The organism is Ruegeria sp. AL11 (genome assembly GCF_056540865.1).
In genome coordinates this window covers 223,842-242,681 of record NZ_JBQFXO010000008.1, presented here as the reverse complement: position 1 = coordinate 242,681, position 18,840 = coordinate 223,842, and the positions used below count along the sequence as shown (strand labels likewise).

The following is an 18,840-nucleotide window of genomic DNA, read 5'->3' as shown; positions in this document are numbered from 1 at the left end:
TGGCATTCAACTGCGCGATGCCGTCGCCGCTGTGGCCAATTGCGTTGCGATGCATTTGAGCCCGGATGAAACCCTCTATGTTTCCGGACAAATCGGGTTTGTAGATGGGGTTCTCGCAGATCGCGGAACACAAGACGGAACGAACTCGGTTGAGGACGCTTTAAGGTCAAACCGACCTCCTTTGCCTAGAAGACCAAATGACTGAGGAAGATCGACGATGAAAACTATTGGCATCTTAGGAGGAATGTCAGCGGCATCGACGCAACTCTACTACCGTGAGCTTTGTGATCTCACCCGCGAAAGACTCGGAGGACTTCATTCGCCACAGTTGTTGATCAGGTCGTTAGACTTTGCAGAGATCGAAGCGCTACAGGCCAAGGGTGCTTGGGACGCCGCCGGAGACATCCTAAACCGCGAAGCTAAGGCGCTGGAACGGGGTGGAGCAGATCTTTTGATCCTGGCCACGAACACCATGCACAAGCTGGCCGATCGGATGATGGAAGGTGTCGGCATTCCCCTGATCCATATTGCTGACGCCACCGCCAAAGCAATACAGGCTGCCGGACTTCAACGCCCTGGGCTAATGGCCACAGCGTTCACGATGGAGCAGGAGTTTTACACAGATCGTCTGAGAGCGGCTGGGTTGGAACCGCTTGTTCCAAACGATGATGACCGCGCTGAGACGCACCGGATCATCTATGACGAGCTTTGCAAAGATATCACGACCGAGGCCAGCCGCAGCACCTATGTCGAGATCGCTTCACGCCTGGTAGAAGCCGGTGCGGACTCTCTGATCCTTGGATGCACGGAAGTGGGTATTCTGCTCAATTCTTACAACGTTCCGGTTCCAGTCTTCGATACAACTCTGATCCACTGCAAAATTGCATTCGATCGAGCGATGGATCCTTGAACATTGCTTATGCGGGATCGGCCCTTTCCAGCCGTTCACTCGCCGCGCTGGTGTGGCACTGCGGCCCTTCGGTCCTGGCATTCGTTCCTACTGCAAACTCTGGCCAAGTGTGAGTACACAAATCGATTCCACGTGGTCGATCAGGGTTTAAGAGTGGATTCCATTAGTTCGAGTTCTCAGGTAATACGTAGTAATGGATATTGTCGTCATTACGACCATCATCACTTCTTTTTTTGTTGTAATCGGCGTGGCGGAACCATTGGCTGCACGTATGCGCCTGCCTTACAGCGTTATCCTAGCGGTCCTGGGGATAGTGATCGGACTTGGCGCAACGTTCTTTCTCAACACTGACTTGACGGATGCATTGAACCCGGGAGCGCAGGCGATTATTGATTTGCCGATCCGGTCGGACGTCTTCCTCTATGTTTTCCTGCCAACGTTGCTCTTCCAGGCGACACTTGGCATGAACCTGCGCAGGATGCTGGATGACTGGATGCCCATCCTGATGATGGCCGTTGTCGCGGTGATTGTGGCTACCCTCTCTATTGGCTATGCGCTCAGTTGGGTAAGTGCGCTACCGCTGGTCGCCTGCCTGTTGATTGGTGCTATCGTATCGACAACGGATCCCTCGGCGGTTGTCAGCATTTTTAGGTCAATCTCCGCACCACGCAGGTTGTCGCGAATAATTGAGGGAGAAAGCCTCCTGAACGATGCTGCCGCGATTGCTCTTTTCGGGCTATTCATGAGCTTTGTGATGCTCGGCAGACCTGATCCATCACTAAGTGAAGCCGTGGGGCAGTTTCCGCTGTTGATCGCCGGTGGCGCACTCACTGGTTGGCTTATGGCGCGTATGGCGGTTTGGATGATGGCTTTCGTAGACCGTTGGGACAAGGCGCAAATTTCAATTTCTGTCGCGCTGCCCTACCTCGCCTATATCGTTGCGGAACAAAGCGTCGGGGCTTCGGGTGTTATCGCAGTGGTGGTCACAGGACTAACGCTCAACCTCACCGGCCCCGGTCGTTTGTCCCCAGTCGCTTGGACAAATCTGCAAGAAGTATGGGATCTCCTGGCGCACTGGGCCGGAGCGCTGATCTTTATTCTTGCAGCATTGTTGATACCGCGACTTTTGGAAGGGGTGCAGCCATCTGACTTTGGCCTGCTGGCAGTGGTGGTTCTTGCTGCAACACTGGCGCGGGCGGCGGTTCTGTTCGGCTTGTTGCCCTTGCTCACGACAATCGGTCTGTCGCCAGTTGTGGAACGCCCCTATCGCACCGCAATGCTTTGGGGTGGGCTGCGGGGCGCTGTGACTTTGGCATTGGCGCTGGCAGTCACTGAAAGCACTCAAGTGCCGCTCGAAACCAAGCGTCTGGTCGGTATTTTGGCCACTGGCTTTACGCTGTTTACACTGATTGTCCAAGGGACAACCTTGCGAACGGTGATCACAAAGCTAGGGCTCGACAAACTCACTCCGCTTGATACGGCATTGTCGCGCCAGGTGGTCGCGGTCGCCTTGCAATCAGTCCGCGAGGATGTGTCCCGCACCGCGGAAAACTATGACCTGACCCACCAAATTGTAAGAAACGAAGCCAAACAATTTAGCGAACGCCTCGACGAGGCTGTAAAGGCCGCCGAGGACAGCGCGGAGATCCTTGATCGCGACAGGATCACGCTTGGCCTTATTGCGTTAGCCGGTGCAGAGCGGGATTCAGTATTGGCCCGAATGCGAGAGCGTACCATGTCATCCGTTCTCAGCGAAAAAATTCTGTCCGATGCTGATCGGCTCATTGAAGGCGCAAGGACCGGTGGTCGGATCGGCTATCAGCGCGCGTCCAATCGATCTGTCGTCTATGGCAAGTCTTTTCGGATCGCCGTTTTCCTGCACAACCGCCTACGAATCTCGTTTCCGCTCACTCGTATAACAGCGGACAGGTTCGAAAGACTGCTCATGCAACGTCTGATCCTTCGAGATCTCGATGGGTTTGTCCGTGGTCGCATACGCCGGATCCACGGTCGCCGGGTTGCGGAGCTGCTAGACGACCTGTTGGAGCGCCGATCCGAGGCGGTTGAGACAGCGCTTGAAGGATTGCGGCTCCAATATCCAGGTTATGCGGAAAAGCTGGAGCGGCGGTTCATCCGAAGGACAGCATTGCGACTGGAGGAGCGAGAATACGCGGTCATGCGCGAGGATGGCCTGGTAGGCGAAGAGCTTTATTCAGTGTTGATGCAGGAAGTGGCGGCACGACGTGCTTTGTCGGAAGGGCGTCCTGTACTTGACATCGCCCTGAAGGGGCGGGATCTGGTCAGGCAGTTTCCACTATTCTCTGATCTCGACAAAGCTTCACTGCGAAAACTCAGTAGAGCGCTGCGTACCCACTACGCCAACGCGGGTGACACGATCCTTTCCAAAGATGAATTGACCCGGAGTGTGTTTTTCATCGCTTCTGGAGCCGTCGAAGTGGAGTTCGGCAGACACACCACACGTTTAGGTCGTGGCGAAATGTTTGGGCAATTGGCCATGCTCATGAAACGGCCCCGTCGGGTAAATGCGCGAGCGCTGGCACCCTCGACACTGCTTATGCTTGACGAAGCAAGTTTCCGGCGCTTGCTGCGGCGAAGCAAGGCCATGCGGAAGTCGGTCGAAATGAGTGCTGCCAAGCGTATGATCGACCCAGCAGTGTTGGACCTGGATGAACCTTCAACTACCTCTTGAACACGGCTCAATTTCTCTAAAGAGAACCAATCTGAAAGGACCTGCAAAACAATAGTATTGTTTCGCGAGGCATCAGTCGGCTTCGGTCATAGGTCTCGTCCATGCACTATGAACTCAGCGTTGGACGCTTTTTTGATTGCGCGCGAGCTGCGACGATCGGCGAGTATTTCACAATCCACCTATTCGATGTGGCATGGTTAAGTCGCACATCGCGCTCCTCCATGATCTCTTCCAAATCACGATAGGACAGCTTGTGCATTTGAAAGAATTAAACAGCGTACAAAACCGCATGCTTGGAGAAATGAAAGCCCTTTAACGAGATCATGGTTAAACAACTTGTTCGAAAATTACGCGACTAGTACAAACCTCAGATCACGCAGGCTCGTCAACTAGACCTCAAAGTTTGCGACGCATCTTAACGCCTTACACATAGCGAACCAATAGACCTGAATTCCCAAGATTGTCGCTCTGATTGGTAAGATCCAGTGTCGCTGTAGATGTCACTCGGCTGGGGCTGGGTTTAAATTGAGATTGGGAAGATAAGATGCTCAGCGGGTTTGATTGGGCCGTGTCGAACAAAGGGATCGGTCGTCACCATTGTTTCAACGGACCCGCTGATCCTGCGTGAAACTACTAGCAAGGGGCGGCCAAAACCATTACCCAAGTTCGATCCGCGGCTTCGTAGAGCGCGAATTCCGTTGCCTCGCGAGAGAGCATGTTCGATCGATGTCCGGGTGATCGAGCCCAAGCCGACACGACTGCTTCCAACCCTTGCTGCCCCCTTGCGATGTTTTCGGCAACGAAACACCATTTGTAGCCTGCCCCGAGAACTCGCCTTCCTACATCAGACCCGTTTGATCCGGTGTGCGAAAAGAAACCTCTATTCGCCATGTCTTCTGCATGAGATTTCGCAGCTTTCTCCAGTTTTTGGCTATATTGCAAGACGTGAAGACCTTGGCTTTCGCGAAGTGAATTCAATGCGTCCGTCGCCAATGTGTTGGCCACGACGGTTGAAGGGAGTAGGTACGCCAAGACTAGCAGTAGACGGAACATTTCAGTCATCCCCGGTTTCTTCCAATAGTTGCGACTCTGTTTTGCTACAAACGAAGATAGTTGGTCGTAGGTCTTGCTACGATAAATGTACCCATTCAGAGACGAGATATACGCTGGCCAAGGCTATTGCGGCCTAATGTACGACGCGCCGAACTCGTACCCCCTCATTGAAAATCGTAAACCCCATTCTCGACGCGCCGCATTCTTTCGCTATCCAGTCGGAATGTTTGAATTGTGACAGTTTCATTAAAGAAAAGGTGATATACGCCTTGACGTTACGGAAAGCTGCATGTCGCTATTTGTGTTTGATGCTGGGGTTCGTCGGGCGACACACCGAACCAATTAACCCCCTCAAATCCAGTTGGAAAAACCAGAACGTTCTAAAATAAAAGTATGTCGCCCACTGACGGAGGGTCGCATTATGGCGGAATTGTGTCCACGGTTCATTGTGAAACTTACCGTTTGCGATTTGGAAACAAACCGTTTCGTCGCAACTCTGGGCATTACGGGGTTTCCCCAATTTCGGGTTGAGAACGTTTCTGCCAAGTTGGTATCAACCGGAAGACAACACCACTCACTCAAGGGTGAGAGAAAGGGGCTGGCTTTGACCCCCTCGGCCAGCCCCTCACACCCCCCACAAATCAGAGCTCAGGTAAGATGGGTGGTTTCACTGTTCGGCTGCGACTATCCAATTTACATGTTTGTTTTGTATTTAAGTCTACTCACCAAATTTGGGGAGTGACAAAAAATGAAACCTTGCTCCAATCAACTTCTGCATGCGTTTCTTCGAGCCTTTCATGGCCTCCAACCTATCAAAGTCCCGTTGCAGCGATGCATCGAAAATCGGCGTCGCGTTGGACGTGACAAACTGTGGAACGCTAAACCATTACCGACCATTTACCCTTGGCGCGAGAACTGTTGCAAACTTTTGGCTGTCTACGACGTCAGATGCTGCGGGTGAATGACTTTCGGTATAGTCAGTTCATGGTTTCCTTCGAAGGCACGCAACATCCCGAGGCTGTGATCCTGTTCGCGGTGTTTATCTATGACCGATACAGTGTCTCTTACCGGGATCTGGAAGAAATCATGGCCGAGTGCCGTGTTTCAATGGTCCATACCTCTCTAAACCGATGGGCAAAACGGTATTCTGGTGCAATCGCTGAGGCAGCACGTCGTCGCAAAGGGCCATATAGTCGTTCGTGAAGAATGGACGAAACGTACACCTAAGTTAAAGGCGCATGGGTTTACCTCTATCGAGCTTTCGACAAGCGGGGCAAGACCCTTGAATTCATGCTTTCACGGCGTCGCAACAAATCCGCCGCCACCAAGTTCTTCGCCAGAATGTGGGATATCAACGTATTGCCAAGGGAGATTGTGATCGACAAGCGCGGTTCCAACACCACCGGCATCAAGGCTATCAACAAATTGCTCAAAGGCTTTGGCTGCCCGATCCCAATTGAGATGGTGAGGCGGAAGTACTCGAACAATATCGTGGAAAAGGACAACCGGTTCATCAAGAAACACACGCGGCATATGCTGAGGTTCAAGGCCTTCGCCTCAGCGACGGCAAAGCTCGACGGAAATAAAGTGGCGCATTTGATCCGCCAAGGTCAAATCACGCCTGGACTCTACCCATTTCAGCAATACGCTGAGCTCGCCACTTGACTCACAAGCGATCGCTGAAACAACTCAACCGGCTCAGATCTGTGCAACAAAACCAAGGAGCCTACGGCGTATGGGCCTTTTTAGAAGCCGTACAACCTTTGGAAGCGGAGGAGCGATAAGGGCGTCTTCGTTCTGTCGCAATCACTTTTCTGGCATAGCACCGGTCGAATTGGTGGGCAGTTGAGTCTACCAGTTGGCCGAACTGCTTTTGAGAACTCGGTACCAGAAATTTGATTACCTTTTTGGTCAATAATCTACGTGCTGCACAATTCACGAAAACGGCAAAAATAATAAGAAAAACAAAACTTTAAGGAGACAAAGAACTTCTTATTTTTTAGTGAGTTTACCAACTATGTTATTGATTTCAGTTGCAGTGCGTTGGCATGAAGCATCGTCAAAAAGGATTGTGCGATGATCTGCGTTGATGTCGTACTGATCAATTTCACTTGCAAAAACATCCCAAGACAAATTGGGCGAAGGCCCAAGAATTGAACGTCGTTTTGTAGCGCGCAGAAGACAAATTGTCCCTTTGTAATAGCTGGGCTCGTATCTAGAAAGCGCATTGTAAAACTGGCGAACTGTTGCACGTATTGACGCTGGATGACTTGATAGCACAACAGGGAATAAGCCGGGCTCATCCAACACTTCACCCTTTGTCGAAGCAACACTCGCGAATACGCGGCGGAAGGACCTAAATCGCCAGGCCATAATCCGTGCGTGCCACTCGATTTTATCTGAAAAGCGTTTTCGACGCAGTCTAGATGGAACTGCGGAATCTAACAGCACAGGCACGACGGTATTCTGGGACTCATCCTTTAGGATGTTAGCGGTTTCGTATGACAAAAAACCCCCAAATGAGTATCCGACGATCAAAGTAGGTTGAAAAATTCCATGTCCGAGAATGATCCTTGCGCATTCCTGCGCGTATTCAGCAATTGATTGGTTGTCGCGCTCTCTTAACATTTCTGTATTGGGTCGAAGGCCCAAAACTTCGCAACGATCGTCAATAAAGGGGAGGATTTTGTTGATCCAAAGCGGAACCCCGAAAAGATCTGGCATCGCTATCACAGTGATACCTCCAGTTCCACTACGTAGCACCTCAAGGGGCCCATCCTGAGGTTCCTCGGGCTCACTTGTATCAGGCGCTTTGACTTGCCTCGCAACAGTATTGGAAAGATCTTGAAGCGTTTCAATACTGTTGATTTCAGACATCGATATCTGAATATCAAAATGGGCTTCAACTTCCATAACCAATACTGTGTGAGAATAGCTGTCCCACCCCCCTATTTGGTCTGGGCCAAACGAAATGTTCAAAGAGCCTTTTTTCGCCCCAAACACTTCGGCGGCAATATCCAGGATGACTGCATCGTGCTCGCTATTGATGTCACGGGTGATGGTCGATTGGTTCTGCAAAATTTCTTTCAGTGCAGGCAGATCAACTTTTCCTGATCCTCGACGCGGAAGCTCTTTCAAAAAAACAACTTTCTTGGGTACCTTTTGGCGTTCCAGCTTAGTTCGACAAAACTCCAAAATGTCAGACTGTTCCAGAGGCTTCTGAGGGACAATTGCAGAAACTGGTAAGGCCCCAAAGTCTTCGTCCGAAACACCTACGGTCTGCGCCTCAAGCACATCCGGGTGTTTTAAGAGCACCTCATCAATCTCTTCAGGGCGTATCAAAAATCCACCGCTATTGATCGCTGTGCTCATTCGTCCAACAATACTGAAGTTCCCCCGCGGCGTTACGGTTGCAAGGTCTCCCGTGCGGAACCATTCGCCACGGAATGCTTTTTCCGTTTCTTCTGGTCGGCCAAAGTATCCGGCAAAGATGTAGGGCCCGCGCAAGCACAACTCCCCAACTTCACCTTGCGGCTGTTCTTTTCCAGTTGACGGATCGACAATTATTGCTTCGCAATCGATCGGTTTGCCGATCGTATATCGTTCACCCATTTCCGCGTGCGGTCCAGCAAAGTGACTGGCGGCGACTGTCTCAGTCATACCGTATTCATTCACAATCGGTTTTTTGAATCGCTCCTCGAGTCTGTCCCAAAGATCTGGGGCCATTGGCGCGGAGGTCGTCAGGATCGTTTTAAACTCACTACGATCAAAATAGTCTGATCGGGCCGCGTGTCGGTCGATCAAGGCATACACCGTTGGGGCACTAATCATATGCGTGGCACGACTATCACGTAACCAACACAAATCCTGTTCTAGCCGGTTCAATGAAAATGCATCGGGCCGAAGCAGTGTTGCTCCATTGAAGGCTGTCAATACCGGCCCCTGGACCAATCCATCGGTATGATAGGTTACAAGACCATTAAAGATTTTTGATCGGCGTTCCAGTTCCCAGACGCGCGAGATTGCGGCCAACTGAGTCTGCAAGTTCGTGTGCGTCAGCATCACGCCTTTGGGTTGCGACGTGGTACCCGACGTAAATAATAGATAAGCCAAACCGCTTTCGGGTTGCTTCAAAGACGGATCTCGTTTTTCAGCGTTGGGAAGGTTGTTGGTAAAAAATGAAACCCACGAGTCGGATTCAGCCCAAGGCTGATTGCAGCGCTCAGTATCGGCGACGATCAGACTCGGTTTGATCAATTCAGCGATGCCGACAAGCCTGTCCTCGCTGGAGTCCGGGGCAATGATTGAAGGGACCTTTCCGTCAAGTACTGCCGCGATCCACAACGTGGATGCGACCCAATCGTCGTTGGAGACGATGACCAAAGGTTGACCGCTCTCCAGTCCAATGCTGTCGAATCTTCCACAATGCTCGCAAATTGCACGCGTAAGATCGTCATAACTGTGTGCGTAATCCGGACCTTGCCAAAATATCTTTTTCGGATCTGCCTTAATTTGTTGCCACAAATGGTTTGCAAATTCAGAGTGCAAAACAACTACTCCTGATCGTCGGAACCCAGTGTGCTGCGCGAGAGATCCAACTGCTTAACGGTCGCAGGGTTTCCAGCAACAAATGCCCCATCAGGCACGTCTTTGCGGACAACGGATCCGCCTGAAATGATACATCCAGAACCAATTTCGACATCTGGGTAGATTATCGCTCCAACGCCAACAATACTACCGGATCCAATCTTAATGTTGCCAGCAAGCGTGACGCCGGGCGCGAGACTCACACCGTCATTCAGAACGCAGTGATGTCCAACGCTTGCGGTTCTGTTCACGAGAACCCGTTCGCCCACAATGCTTGCGCCACCGATTACAGCTCCTGCATTTATGAAACTCATTGCTCCCACCCGCGTTGACCGCGCGAGCACCGCTGTAGGATCAATCATGGCGTCAGCGGGCTTGAGTCCATGCTCTAATGCAATTTCCGCCAGTTTTTTACGGCGTCTTGGATGAAACGCACATGGCCAGAAAACTCCATCAGTATCCCCTAGATCGTCGAGATGAACCACCGACCTACGCGAAAGCACGCGAACAGGATCCCCGAGTGACACACAAAAATCGGCCGGCGTATTCAATCGCCGAAGCGTCTCTTCATAGTCAACAACCAGAGGGCTACGAGCTCCAAAAAGTATTCTTTTCAAAAAAATTCTCCCGATAACGCCTTAAACTAGACCAGCGAACATCTAAATTCGTAGTTCGTCAACAACACCCTGCGGGGCGCGCTTTCGCTGCCTCAAATGTCCGGTGGTCGAAAAACCAAAATTTGGGTTACAGGTACAAAGATCGCTTGCAAGACGGATGTAGTAGCCGGCTGAGTAGAAACGGCATCTAACTTAAACAGAATGGCCCCCAAAAAGGTATGTTTGAGGCGCCGCCACAGTTTTCTCCTGGCTGGAAAGCTAGCATCAGCAGTTTGCCTAGTTAGCGCCCTGCTTCGCGGTTCGCGGACAAACGCGCGCTGACGATCTCACTCACATTTTCAAGCTCGGGGGTCGCCTTTCCAATTTGGTCTGCAATCAGGTTTACGAGCAAGTCCACCCGTTCGACTTGCCCTGCTCCTGCTTCAATTGCACGCGCTGCAGAAGAGGGCTTCAATAAACTTTTTGCCGCGGTCGCATATTTTTCGAACGGTACTTTGTCTTTTGGATCTGCTCCCAATTGACTGACAATACCGCTCACCGTTTCGTATATACTCTCGGACAGTTCGACGTCGCTGTGAACGGCATCCTTAATGGCACGAGCTCCTTCGGGCAAAACACACCTATAGTTGCCTGCAAAAAGCATACTCCATTTCGCGAATGGCACGAATAAGGAGTCGAAAACCCTTAGCTTGACAGGTACGTCGTTTCCTTCAACGCGAACTGCATCAATCGCAGTTTCTAGATTTCGCAGTATTTCATTGTGCTCATCGCTTTCGAATGGTGCGGCTTTGAAATTGGTTGGTAGACCCACGTGCAAGACATTTGCGCCCTCTTCCACGACCCGATATGCCTGAGGGTCGGGACTGCATAGAGTTACATTCCCCGGCTTGAAGGCGCTCCAGCACTCGGGGCACGTGAAACACGACTTTAGCCTTTCCACATCCAGCCCTTCGATGCGCTGCAAATAAGGCGGTGGCGGCATATTCATTATAGATAAGCAGGGTTTCCCAGCATTTGCGATCCGCTGAAGCAAGTTTGCAATCGCTTCATGACAGTACTGCGGCTCTGACATTGCAAGGGCAATCAGATCGTATTCATTTGGGTCGACCTGGTCAGGAGGCATTGCGTTCAGCTCTCCGGGAAGGTCATTCGAGCTGAACGACCTGTGCTTTTCTTCACCGCGCAGCTTTATACGAACACGTGTCCCCTCTCGATTTATTAAATCGGCAGTTTCTTTGCGACAAACAAGCGTCACATCTTGGTTAGCCATCAATAGTTTAGTAGAAAGAAGTGATCCGTACGAAGCTCCCAAGATCAATATCTTATATTTCACTAGTTTAATCCCTTACAAACACAAAACTCTGTAATTTAGGTCAAAACGAATTGATTCTAGCAACAGAAAAGCGATTGAGCGTAGCTATCGACTTGACACGATTTACTTCTCTTGAGGCCTCGGGGTGGCATGGTTCTGACGCACACTCTGCTCCCAACGGATCTGTTGCAAACTCTTAGCCGCTGACGTGATCAGATGCTGCGGATGAGTGGCGTTCGGTAAAACCCGTCGACAGTCAGTTCATGGCTTCCTTCGAAGGCACGCAATATCCGAAGGCTGTGATCCTGTTCTCGGTGTTTTTCTATGTCCGATACAGTGTCTCTTACCGGGATCTGGAAGAAATCATGGCCGAGTGCCGTGTTGCAGTGGACCACACCTTTCTATACCGATGGGCAACATGATATTCTGGTGCAATCGCTGAGGCAGCACGTCGTCGCAAAGGGCCATATAATCGTTCGTGAAGAATGGACGAAACGTACACCTAAGTTAAAGGCACGTGGGTTTACCTCTATCGAGCTGTCGACAAGCACAGCAAGACCCTTGAATTCATGCTTTCAATGCGTCGCAACAAACCAGCCGCCACTAAGTTCTTCGCGAGAATGTGGGTATCAATTTATTGCCGAGGGAGATTGTGATCGACAAGAGCGGTGCCAACAGCACCGGCAGCAAGGCTATCAACAAATTGCTCAAAGGCTTTGGCTGCCCGATCCCAATTGAGATGGTGAGGCGGAAATACTCGAACAATATCGTGGAAGAGGGCCACCGATTCATCAAGAGACGCATGCAGCCTATGCTGGGGTTCAAAGCCTTTACTTCAGCGGCGGCAACGCTCGTTGGAATCGGAGCGACTCTCATGATCCGCCGGGGTCAAATCACGCCCGGACTCTGCCCATTTCAGCAGTTCGCTGAGCTCGCCACCTGATTCACAAGCGATTGCTAAAACAACTCAACCCGCTCAAATCTGTGCAACAAGACCAGAATGTCATAACGTAAGACGCATCTTTGGTCGAAATCATCGGACCAATCTGGGTTTCAGAACGGCCGCTCTCAGAATGCTATTGAACCCTGCCAGAACGTAAATCCATTTTGGCCACTCAGCGCTGCAATTCAGCGGAATTACGGTTTACCCAGCATTTTTTCGGGGTTTCCATAAAACGGCGCGGGCGGTTCCTTTAGCTTTGTACAGCAGAATAGCGTTGTTACCCAAATCATGACGGACTAAGCCGCTTTCATCTCCGAACCCATCGCTTCGGAGCGTCACAAGACCGAAAATGCTTCGCGAAAGCTACGGGAAAACGTGCACTTTCATAATTTACAAGCATTTTTCATTTGTGTAGCCGATTGAAGCGTAAGTGGTGAAGTTCTCGACATACTAGTGACTAAATTTCGTATAAATATGACAAGAATCGCCAACCCATAAGTTGTCAATATTTGTGTTTGAGGAATGCTTGATTTGGAAAATCGTCGTCCGACTTTTGTCACTCGGCCCGGCCTTCCGGAATTAGGTGATGTCCTGCCTTACCTTGAGCGGATATGGTCCTCGCGTGTTCTCACAAACGGCGGCCCACTGGCGCAAGAACTCACAGTGGCGCTACAAGATTATCTGGGTGTCGCGCATCTAAGTCTTGTTTCGAACTGTACCAGCGGTTGTATCGCGGCTTTGCGCAGTCTCAAGGTAAAAGGCCAGGTTATCACGTCTCCTTTTTCTTTTGTCGCAACAGCAAACTCGATTGTACTTGCGGGTGCAGAGCCGGTTTTTGCGGACATTGATCCGGTAAGCCTTAACCTTGATCCGGAACAAGTGGAAAGGCATCTAACCTCGGACACTGCCGCTATTATGCCTGTACACAGCTTCGGGAATCCCTGCGACCATGCCGCACTTGAAGAGATTGCCAACCGCCGAGGTGTTCCGCTGATCTATGACGCTGCACACGCATTTGGAGTGAAGTCGAATGGTCAGAGTTTAACAAATCTAGGAACTTGCTCGGTTGTTAGCTTTCATGCCACGAAAGTATTCAATACCTTCGAAGGCGGCGCCGTCATCACGCACGACGAACAGTCAAAGGCAGCCGTGGAGCGCTTGATCAATCACGGTATTGAACATGAAACCTCAGTGCCAGAGATTGGTTTAAACGGCAAGATGAGCGAACTCCACGCAGCAGTTGGCTTGGCGCAACTGCCTTATGTGGATGAAATCATCAATCAACGGATGATAATTGCAAATAAATATTCTGCTCGGCTTAGTGGCACACAGGGAGTACATTTGGTTCAGCCGTCACCAGACGTGCGGTATAACTACTACATGTTTCCCATACTTCTTGATACAACTTACCCGCTGTCCCGCGACGAACTTTGCGCGACAATGGAGGCGGAAGGGATTTTTCCTCGGCGCTACTTTTTTCCTTTGGTTTCCGATTTACCTTCTTTTCAACATCATTCTTCAGCTGAGCAGTCGAATCTTCAGGAAGCCCGGAGAGTTGCGAATAGCATTGTCTGCCTGCCGATTTATCCTGACCTCCCATCGGTTGTTCAGGACAGGATCATAGAGATAGTTTTAAGTCCAACGCGCTGATGTGGATTATCCTCCGGTCGCAACGAACAAATCGTGCCTTAGACAGCGCCCAAGTTCAGAAGCCGCCGAACCAACTTTGACAGGCTGATGTACGCAGACCTGTGAATCCTCCTTAAGCAATCTATCTGTTCGATATTCAAACAGATTGAGTAACTCTTCGAAGGCTCATGTTGGCTGGCAACACAGAGACCTCTGGGTCATTTGGCCGCCCGCGGAAAGTTAAGGTTTACAGCGACCCAAACCTGCTACGCTTCGCATTTGTGGCGCTCAGAATGTGGGCTAAGGCTATTCGACCCGTGCTTGATCAGAGCAATCGAGTTCGCCATACCTGCACAAGAAAACTAGAAAAATTGGATAAGCCCACTGAATTTCAGGTTGGCGAGCTTCCGGATCAGGGCTACGTTGCACGCCGTCATGACTTCTACAATCCTTTGGAAAATTTTTTGATCGAGCGCGGCCTGTCTAATGAACTTATTCTAATACCGGTGTTGAAGGCTCATAGAGGACCCAACGGCGGATTGGTTCTAACGCAAAAGTATCTGGATGGCGCGGTTGAATATGCCAAACACTGGGATGGCCCCGTAACCACGCTTGCCGAAGTTTCTCAGACTCCCTCGACAGATATGGACCATGTTGAGGTGATGGCAAATTGCGATACGCAATACCGGATTGAGGAACGTCCAAAAACACTTGATACCTTGATCCCTCGCCTTCAAAACGCGGGGGCCGTAGTCGGATTTCTTGATCCCAGTCAGGCGGAGATGACGCGGCAGTGTTCTAAACGCGGAATTCCGGTCATTCACGTGTGCGAATACACCCTAAAAACTGAATTTCAGATCATCGACGCGTCGCCGATCAACCCACTCGTTAAGTTGCGCAGGAAAGTCTGGATTCGGAACGCGGAGCGAACACGCAGAGCCTTGCTTAGCTCGCTGGCCGGACTGCAGTGCAATGGTGTGCCAGTCTTCGAAGCGTACAAACCTGAGCGCCCTGACGCGTTCCTATTTTTTGACAATCGCGTCAGAAAAGCCGATGTGGCGACCGACCAGGACCTGGAAAGAAGGGCGGCCAGATTGAAAAAAAGCGAACGCCTTCGTCTTTTGTTCGGCGGTCGTTTTGTCCCAATGAAAGGGACGCGCTATCTTCCCCTCGTTGCGCAAGCGCTTGCCAAAATGCGTGTCGACTTTCAATTTGATATCTACGGATCCGGACCCGAGCGAGGTCAACTGGTTGACGCGGTTCGAAGACTTAAACTTGAAGATCGGGTAAAGGTTCACCCGCCCGTCGATTTCCTGTCAGAATGGGTTCCACTACTGAAAAATGCGCCGGACTTATTCGTCAGCTGCCACCCACAAGGTGACCCGTCGAGCACCTACTCAGAAGTGATGTCGTGCGGCTTACCAATAGTCGGCTTCGCGAACGAGGCGTTTGAGGGAATTGTAGCGCATTCCCGTAGCGGTTTCTTGACACCTTTGGGCGATGCAGAGAAGTTGGCAGACCAAATTGCTAAACTTGATCAGAACCGTGAAGTATTGACCCAAGCTGCTCGCCGAGGTCGAGATTTCATGCGAAGCCACTGTTTCGAAGAGACTTTTGCGCGGCGCACGGCGCACTTTTCCAAAGCTGCAGAAGCTTGGCGGCACAACTAAGTTGTTCATTTTTTGGTCAATAAACCCGTATCTTGAGCATCCAATAATGGCCTAGCTACACAGGTGAAAGAAGGAACGTTTGCTTTTTCCTCTAAAACCCTCGCGTCCTCTTTTTGGGCAATCAGGCCAAAGCAAAGAGTGTTGAACCTGCCACGAACCTAACCCTGCTGCCACAATTGAGCCGGACGTTAGGGAAACTTTCGGTATCTGAAGGCACATAGAGTCGAATCTTCTTAGCTGCAACAATTGGCACAGAGCGACTTTTTTGTTGCTCGCACCTGAAGAGATTCCCCTTTTTGGGTTTATCTTCTTAACTTGGAAGGAATTGCCGACTACTCTGAGCACTGAAATTTTAACGTTCGCTATAGTTGGTGTTATGGTTCAAATTGATGTCCCAAAGCTGAATGCAACGGAAACAGAACCATCGCTGACCAGCGTTGCCGTCCTTGTACCGTGCTACAACGAAGAAGCTTCAATCGGTATTGTCGTAAGCGATTTCAAAGCCGCACTCCCGAACGCAACGGTATATGTTTACGATAACAATTCGAACGATCGCACTGTTGAGGTAGCCACAGAAGCCGGTGCTGTGGTGCGCAGCGAAACCCAACAGGGCAAAGGACATGTCATGAGGCGAATGTTCGCCGATGTTGATGCCGATTGCTATGTGCTGGTCGATGGAGACAACACTTACGAAGCAGCCGCGGCCCCGCGTCTGGTAAATATGCTGCTAACGCAGAACCTCGATATGGTAACTGGATGTCGTGTTACGAATATTGAGGAAGCTTACCGGCCCGGGCATAGGTTCGGCAATTGGGCATTGACCGGTTTGGTGCGGTGGATTTTCGGAGACCGCACGCGTGATATGCTCTCCGGATATCGCGTTTTTTCGCGCCGGTTTGTTAAAAGCTTCCCAGCTTTGTCACGAGGTTTTGAGATCGAAACCGAACTTACAGTGCACGCACTGGAGTTGCGCATGCCTATCGCGGATGAGGAAACGGCTTATATCGACCGGTTACCCGGATCCGAAAGCAAACTCAGCACCTTTCGAGACGGCTTCCGCATCTTGCGGCTTATCCTCACTTTAATAAAGGAAGAGCGCCCGATGCCTTTTTTTTCGGCAATCGCCGCCTTCCTGCTGGTACTTTCGCTGGCGCTTGGATACCCAATTATCGCCGAGTTTATCGAAACCGGGCTTGTGCCACGTTTTCCCACGGCAATTCTGGCCGCAACCATCGCCGTTATTTCCGTCCTGTCGTTCTTTGCTGGCTTGATCCTAGACACCGTTACGCTTGGGCGGCGTGAAATGAAGCGGCTACACTACCTTTCGGTACCAATCAGAAACCACTGTGAGTGACTAGTGGATGCCGCGTTATACTAGTTTCTTTCGGTTCTGTGTCGTTGGCACAATCGGGTTCATTACTGATGCCACTGTGCTTGCTTTGTTGTTGGAAAACGGTGTTTCTCACTATGTCGCCCGGATACTCTCTTTCCCGGTCGCAGTCGTTGCCACATGGTGGCTAAACCGCATTTGGACCTTTAGCACTGCGAACCGTACCAGGACTGGTCGACAAATTATGCGCTACTTTACGGTTCAAATCCTAGGAGCGATTGTAAACTTAATGACTTACCTGTTGGTTTTGCTGTTTATCGAAAAAACAGTCGTCAACGCATTATTCGCGCTTTCGGTCGGTTCGGCAGCGGGGCTTGTCGTCAACTATCTTGGCGCCCGGCGCCTCGTATTCCTGACCAATTGAGGCCGCGTCATGTCACGTTCGTCATTTACCTTCTCTGTAGCCTTGTTTGTGTTCGGTTGGGCTCTTTATTTGGGCATCTTATTTCCTGGCTTTATGAGCGTGGACTCAGTTGTCCAATTACTTGAGGCCCGTAGTGGGGAAATCGGCGATTGGCACTCGCCTTTCATGACTTTGCTTTTCGGAGTGGTGGATCAGTTCTTTCCGGGACCAGTCGGCATGCTCATCCTGCAAATCACCTTACTGTGGGGCGGGTTGATGCTGTTTTGGTACGCGGCGTTGGTTCCATTTGCCCCACGGCTTGGGGCAGTCTTACTTTTTTTGTTAATGTTTTACCCGCCAGTTCTGGGTATAAACGGAGCAATCTGGAAAGACATTCTAATGGCGGGCATGCTCACTGTGTTGAGCGGTGCCCTTGCAGGTGTTTATTCAGGCCGTTTGCCTCAAGGGCCAATGATTGCAATTATTTTAGTGACCGCGTTTGTGGCACTTCTGGCCCGTGTGAATGCAGTCTTCTGCTTGACACCTCTGTTGTCGCTTCTAGCGATCTGCATCATCCGTCCGCACCGTGTCGTGGGGTTTACAGGCTCTATATGCCTGGGCGCCGGGCTGGCCCTGAGCATTGCGCTTGGGTCGATGAGTATTAATGGCCAAATTGCCGATCGCTCGGAAAACCCAATGTTGTCGGTAGCCCTTTTTGATGTAAGCGGCACAATCGCCTATCTGCCAGAAGGAGAACGGCGAACCCGTTTGCACTCTAAATTACCAACTCCACTCACCGAAGGGCTTACACCTCAGAACCTGAGCGAAAGCTATTCACCGCGCGATTGGCAATCTGTTTTTTACGGGGATCAACCCGGATTAAATGCACTGAATCAGTCCCAAGACACTCACGTCCCGACCGATACTTTTGGTGCTTTGGATCAGGAACAACAATCCGAGATACTTGCCTCTTGGCGCCATGCCATCACTACAGAACCCAAGGCCTATCTAAGCCATCGCCTCGCTGCATTTGATTGGGTGTTGGCGTTCCGAAAAACACTTTGGCAACCGGTCTTATTTGATCCCGCAAACTATTCCGAAGAAATGCAACAGATTGTACCACCTATTTCAGAACAGACATCGCTGCAAAAAGAGTTGTCTTTGCTCTTCAACAAGCTGGCCTATTACCCGCCATACAAACCTTGGCTATGTCTGGCAGCGGCGATGACCTTGCTCGTCATTTTGTTGTTCAAACCAGCTGGCCATGGGCTGGAGATAGCCCTTTTACTCGCCGTTCCTGCACATTTGTTCGGTTTGTTTTTGTTGGCGCCGACACCGGACTTTCGCTATTCGCACGTTATCTTTTTGTTCACTGGGTTAGCCTTCAGCAGGGCAATATGTATCTTTCTAAAGCAACGGGTTTAGATTTGGACCCAAGGCCCATAATTCGCTAACAATCAAACTGGACCATTTAGGTAGCGCGGATCAGCTACCAACAAAGCAATATCAGCAGCCGTGAACGACGCACGCAGCTAGCATAGATATCACACTGCTCAACACAACTCCTGGATTCAGGAAGCTTTGCGATTCGCATAAACCCGCTTCATACTTAGTTCTACAAGGACCAAAGCCCGTCGCATTCCCTTAACTATTGCTTGAAATTTGGATCAATTGTT

The 18,840-nt window shown here is 50.7% G+C and carries 11 protein-coding genes and 2 pseudogenes; 9 read left to right on the top strand and 4 right to left on the bottom strand.

Annotated features, from left to right (window positions below):
* Nucleotides 1-217: 217 nt before the first annotated feature.
* Together ACR0IP_RS14675 and ACR0IP_RS14670 are read left to right on the top strand one after the other, a co-directional pair.
* Nucleotides 218-910, top strand: a complete 693-nt coding sequence (locus tag ACR0IP_RS14675) for an aspartate/glutamate racemase family protein (protein WP_480526365.1) — start codon at nt 218-220, stop codon at nt 908-910.
* A gap of 193 nt (nt 911-1,103) precedes the next feature.
* Nucleotides 1,104-3,620, top strand: a complete 2,517-nt coding sequence (locus ACR0IP_RS14670) for a cation:proton antiporter (RefSeq protein ID WP_480526363.1) — start codon at nt 1,104-1,106, stop codon at nt 3,618-3,620.
* 633 nt (nt 3,621-4,253) lie between these two features.
* Here ACR0IP_RS14670 and ACR0IP_RS14665 read toward each other — a convergent pair.
* Nucleotides 4,254-4,673: a CAP domain-containing protein gene (locus tag ACR0IP_RS14665; RefSeq protein WP_480526362.1), complete on the bottom strand. Its 420-nt coding sequence runs from the start codon at nt 4,671-4,673 to the stop codon at nt 4,254-4,256.
* A gap of 984 nt (nt 4,674-5,657) precedes the next feature.
* On the opposite strand from ACR0IP_RS14665, the pseudogene ACR0IP_RS14660 reads away from it, so the two are divergent.
* Nucleotides 5,658-6,338 (top strand): annotated as a pseudogene (locus ACR0IP_RS14660) (IS6 family transposase).
* Nucleotides 6,339-6,665: 327 nt separating this feature from the next.
* On the opposite strand, the gene ACR0IP_RS14655 reads toward ACR0IP_RS14660, so the two are convergent.
* The 3 genes from ACR0IP_RS14655 to ACR0IP_RS14645 all read right to left on the bottom strand — a co-directional run bounded on the left by ACR0IP_RS14655 (nt 6,666) and on the right by ACR0IP_RS14645 (nt 11,210).
* Nucleotides 6,666-9,221 carry an AMP-binding protein gene (locus tag ACR0IP_RS14655; protein ID WP_480526360.1) on the bottom strand — a complete coding sequence of 852 codons (2,556 nt, stop codon included), beginning with the start codon at nt 9,219-9,221 and terminating at the stop codon, nt 6,666-6,668.
* Nucleotides 9,222-9,226: 5 nt separating this feature from the next.
* On the bottom strand, nt 9,227-9,877 hold the full coding sequence (locus ACR0IP_RS14650) for an acetyltransferase (protein ID WP_480526358.1): 651 nt from the start codon (nt 9,875-9,877) through the stop codon (nt 9,227-9,229).
* Nucleotides 9,878-10,157: 280 nt separating this feature from the next.
* Entirely contained in the window at nt 10,158-11,210 is a 1,053-nt protein-coding gene (locus tag ACR0IP_RS14645) for a hypothetical protein (RefSeq protein ID WP_170693448.1), read from the bottom strand.
* 242 nt (nt 11,211-11,452) lie between these two features.
* Here ACR0IP_RS14645 and ACR0IP_RS14640 point away from each other — a divergent pair.
* The 6 genes and pseudogenes from ACR0IP_RS14640 to ACR0IP_RS14615 all read left to right on the top strand — a co-directional run bounded on the left by ACR0IP_RS14640 (nt 11,453) and on the right by ACR0IP_RS14615 (nt 18,589).
* A pseudogene (locus ACR0IP_RS14640) lies at nt 11,453-12,132 on the top strand (IS6 family transposase).
* Nucleotides 12,133-12,654: 522 nt separating this feature from the next.
* Entirely contained in the window at nt 12,655-13,782 is a 1,128-nt protein-coding gene (locus tag ACR0IP_RS14635) for a DegT/DnrJ/EryC1/StrS family aminotransferase (RefSeq protein WP_480526356.1), read from the top strand.
* A 296-nt stretch (nt 13,783-14,078) separates the two neighbouring features.
* Nucleotides 14,079-15,431, top strand: a complete 1,353-nt coding sequence (locus ACR0IP_RS14630; RefSeq protein WP_480526355.1) for a glycosyltransferase — start codon at nt 14,079-14,081, stop codon at nt 15,429-15,431.
* A gap of 265 nt (nt 15,432-15,696) precedes the next feature.
* The gene (locus ACR0IP_RS14625; RefSeq protein WP_480526353.1) at nt 15,697-16,785 is read left to right on the top strand and encodes a glycosyltransferase family 2 protein; all 1,089 of its coding nucleotides are present in this window, start codon (nt 15,697-15,699) and stop codon (nt 16,783-16,785) included.
* A 7-nt stretch (nt 16,786-16,792) separates the two neighbouring features.
* Nucleotides 16,793-17,185 carry a GtrA family protein gene (locus ACR0IP_RS14620; RefSeq protein WP_480526351.1) on the top strand — a complete coding sequence of 131 codons (393 nt, stop codon included), beginning with the start codon at nt 16,793-16,795 and terminating at the stop codon, nt 17,183-17,185.
* Between the two features lie 9 nt (nt 17,186-17,194).
* A complete protein-coding gene (locus ACR0IP_RS14615; protein ID WP_480526349.1) occupies nt 17,195-18,589 on the top strand; it encodes a hypothetical protein in 1,395 nt (464 codons plus the stop codon).
* Nucleotides 18,590-18,840: the final 251 nt, after the last annotated feature.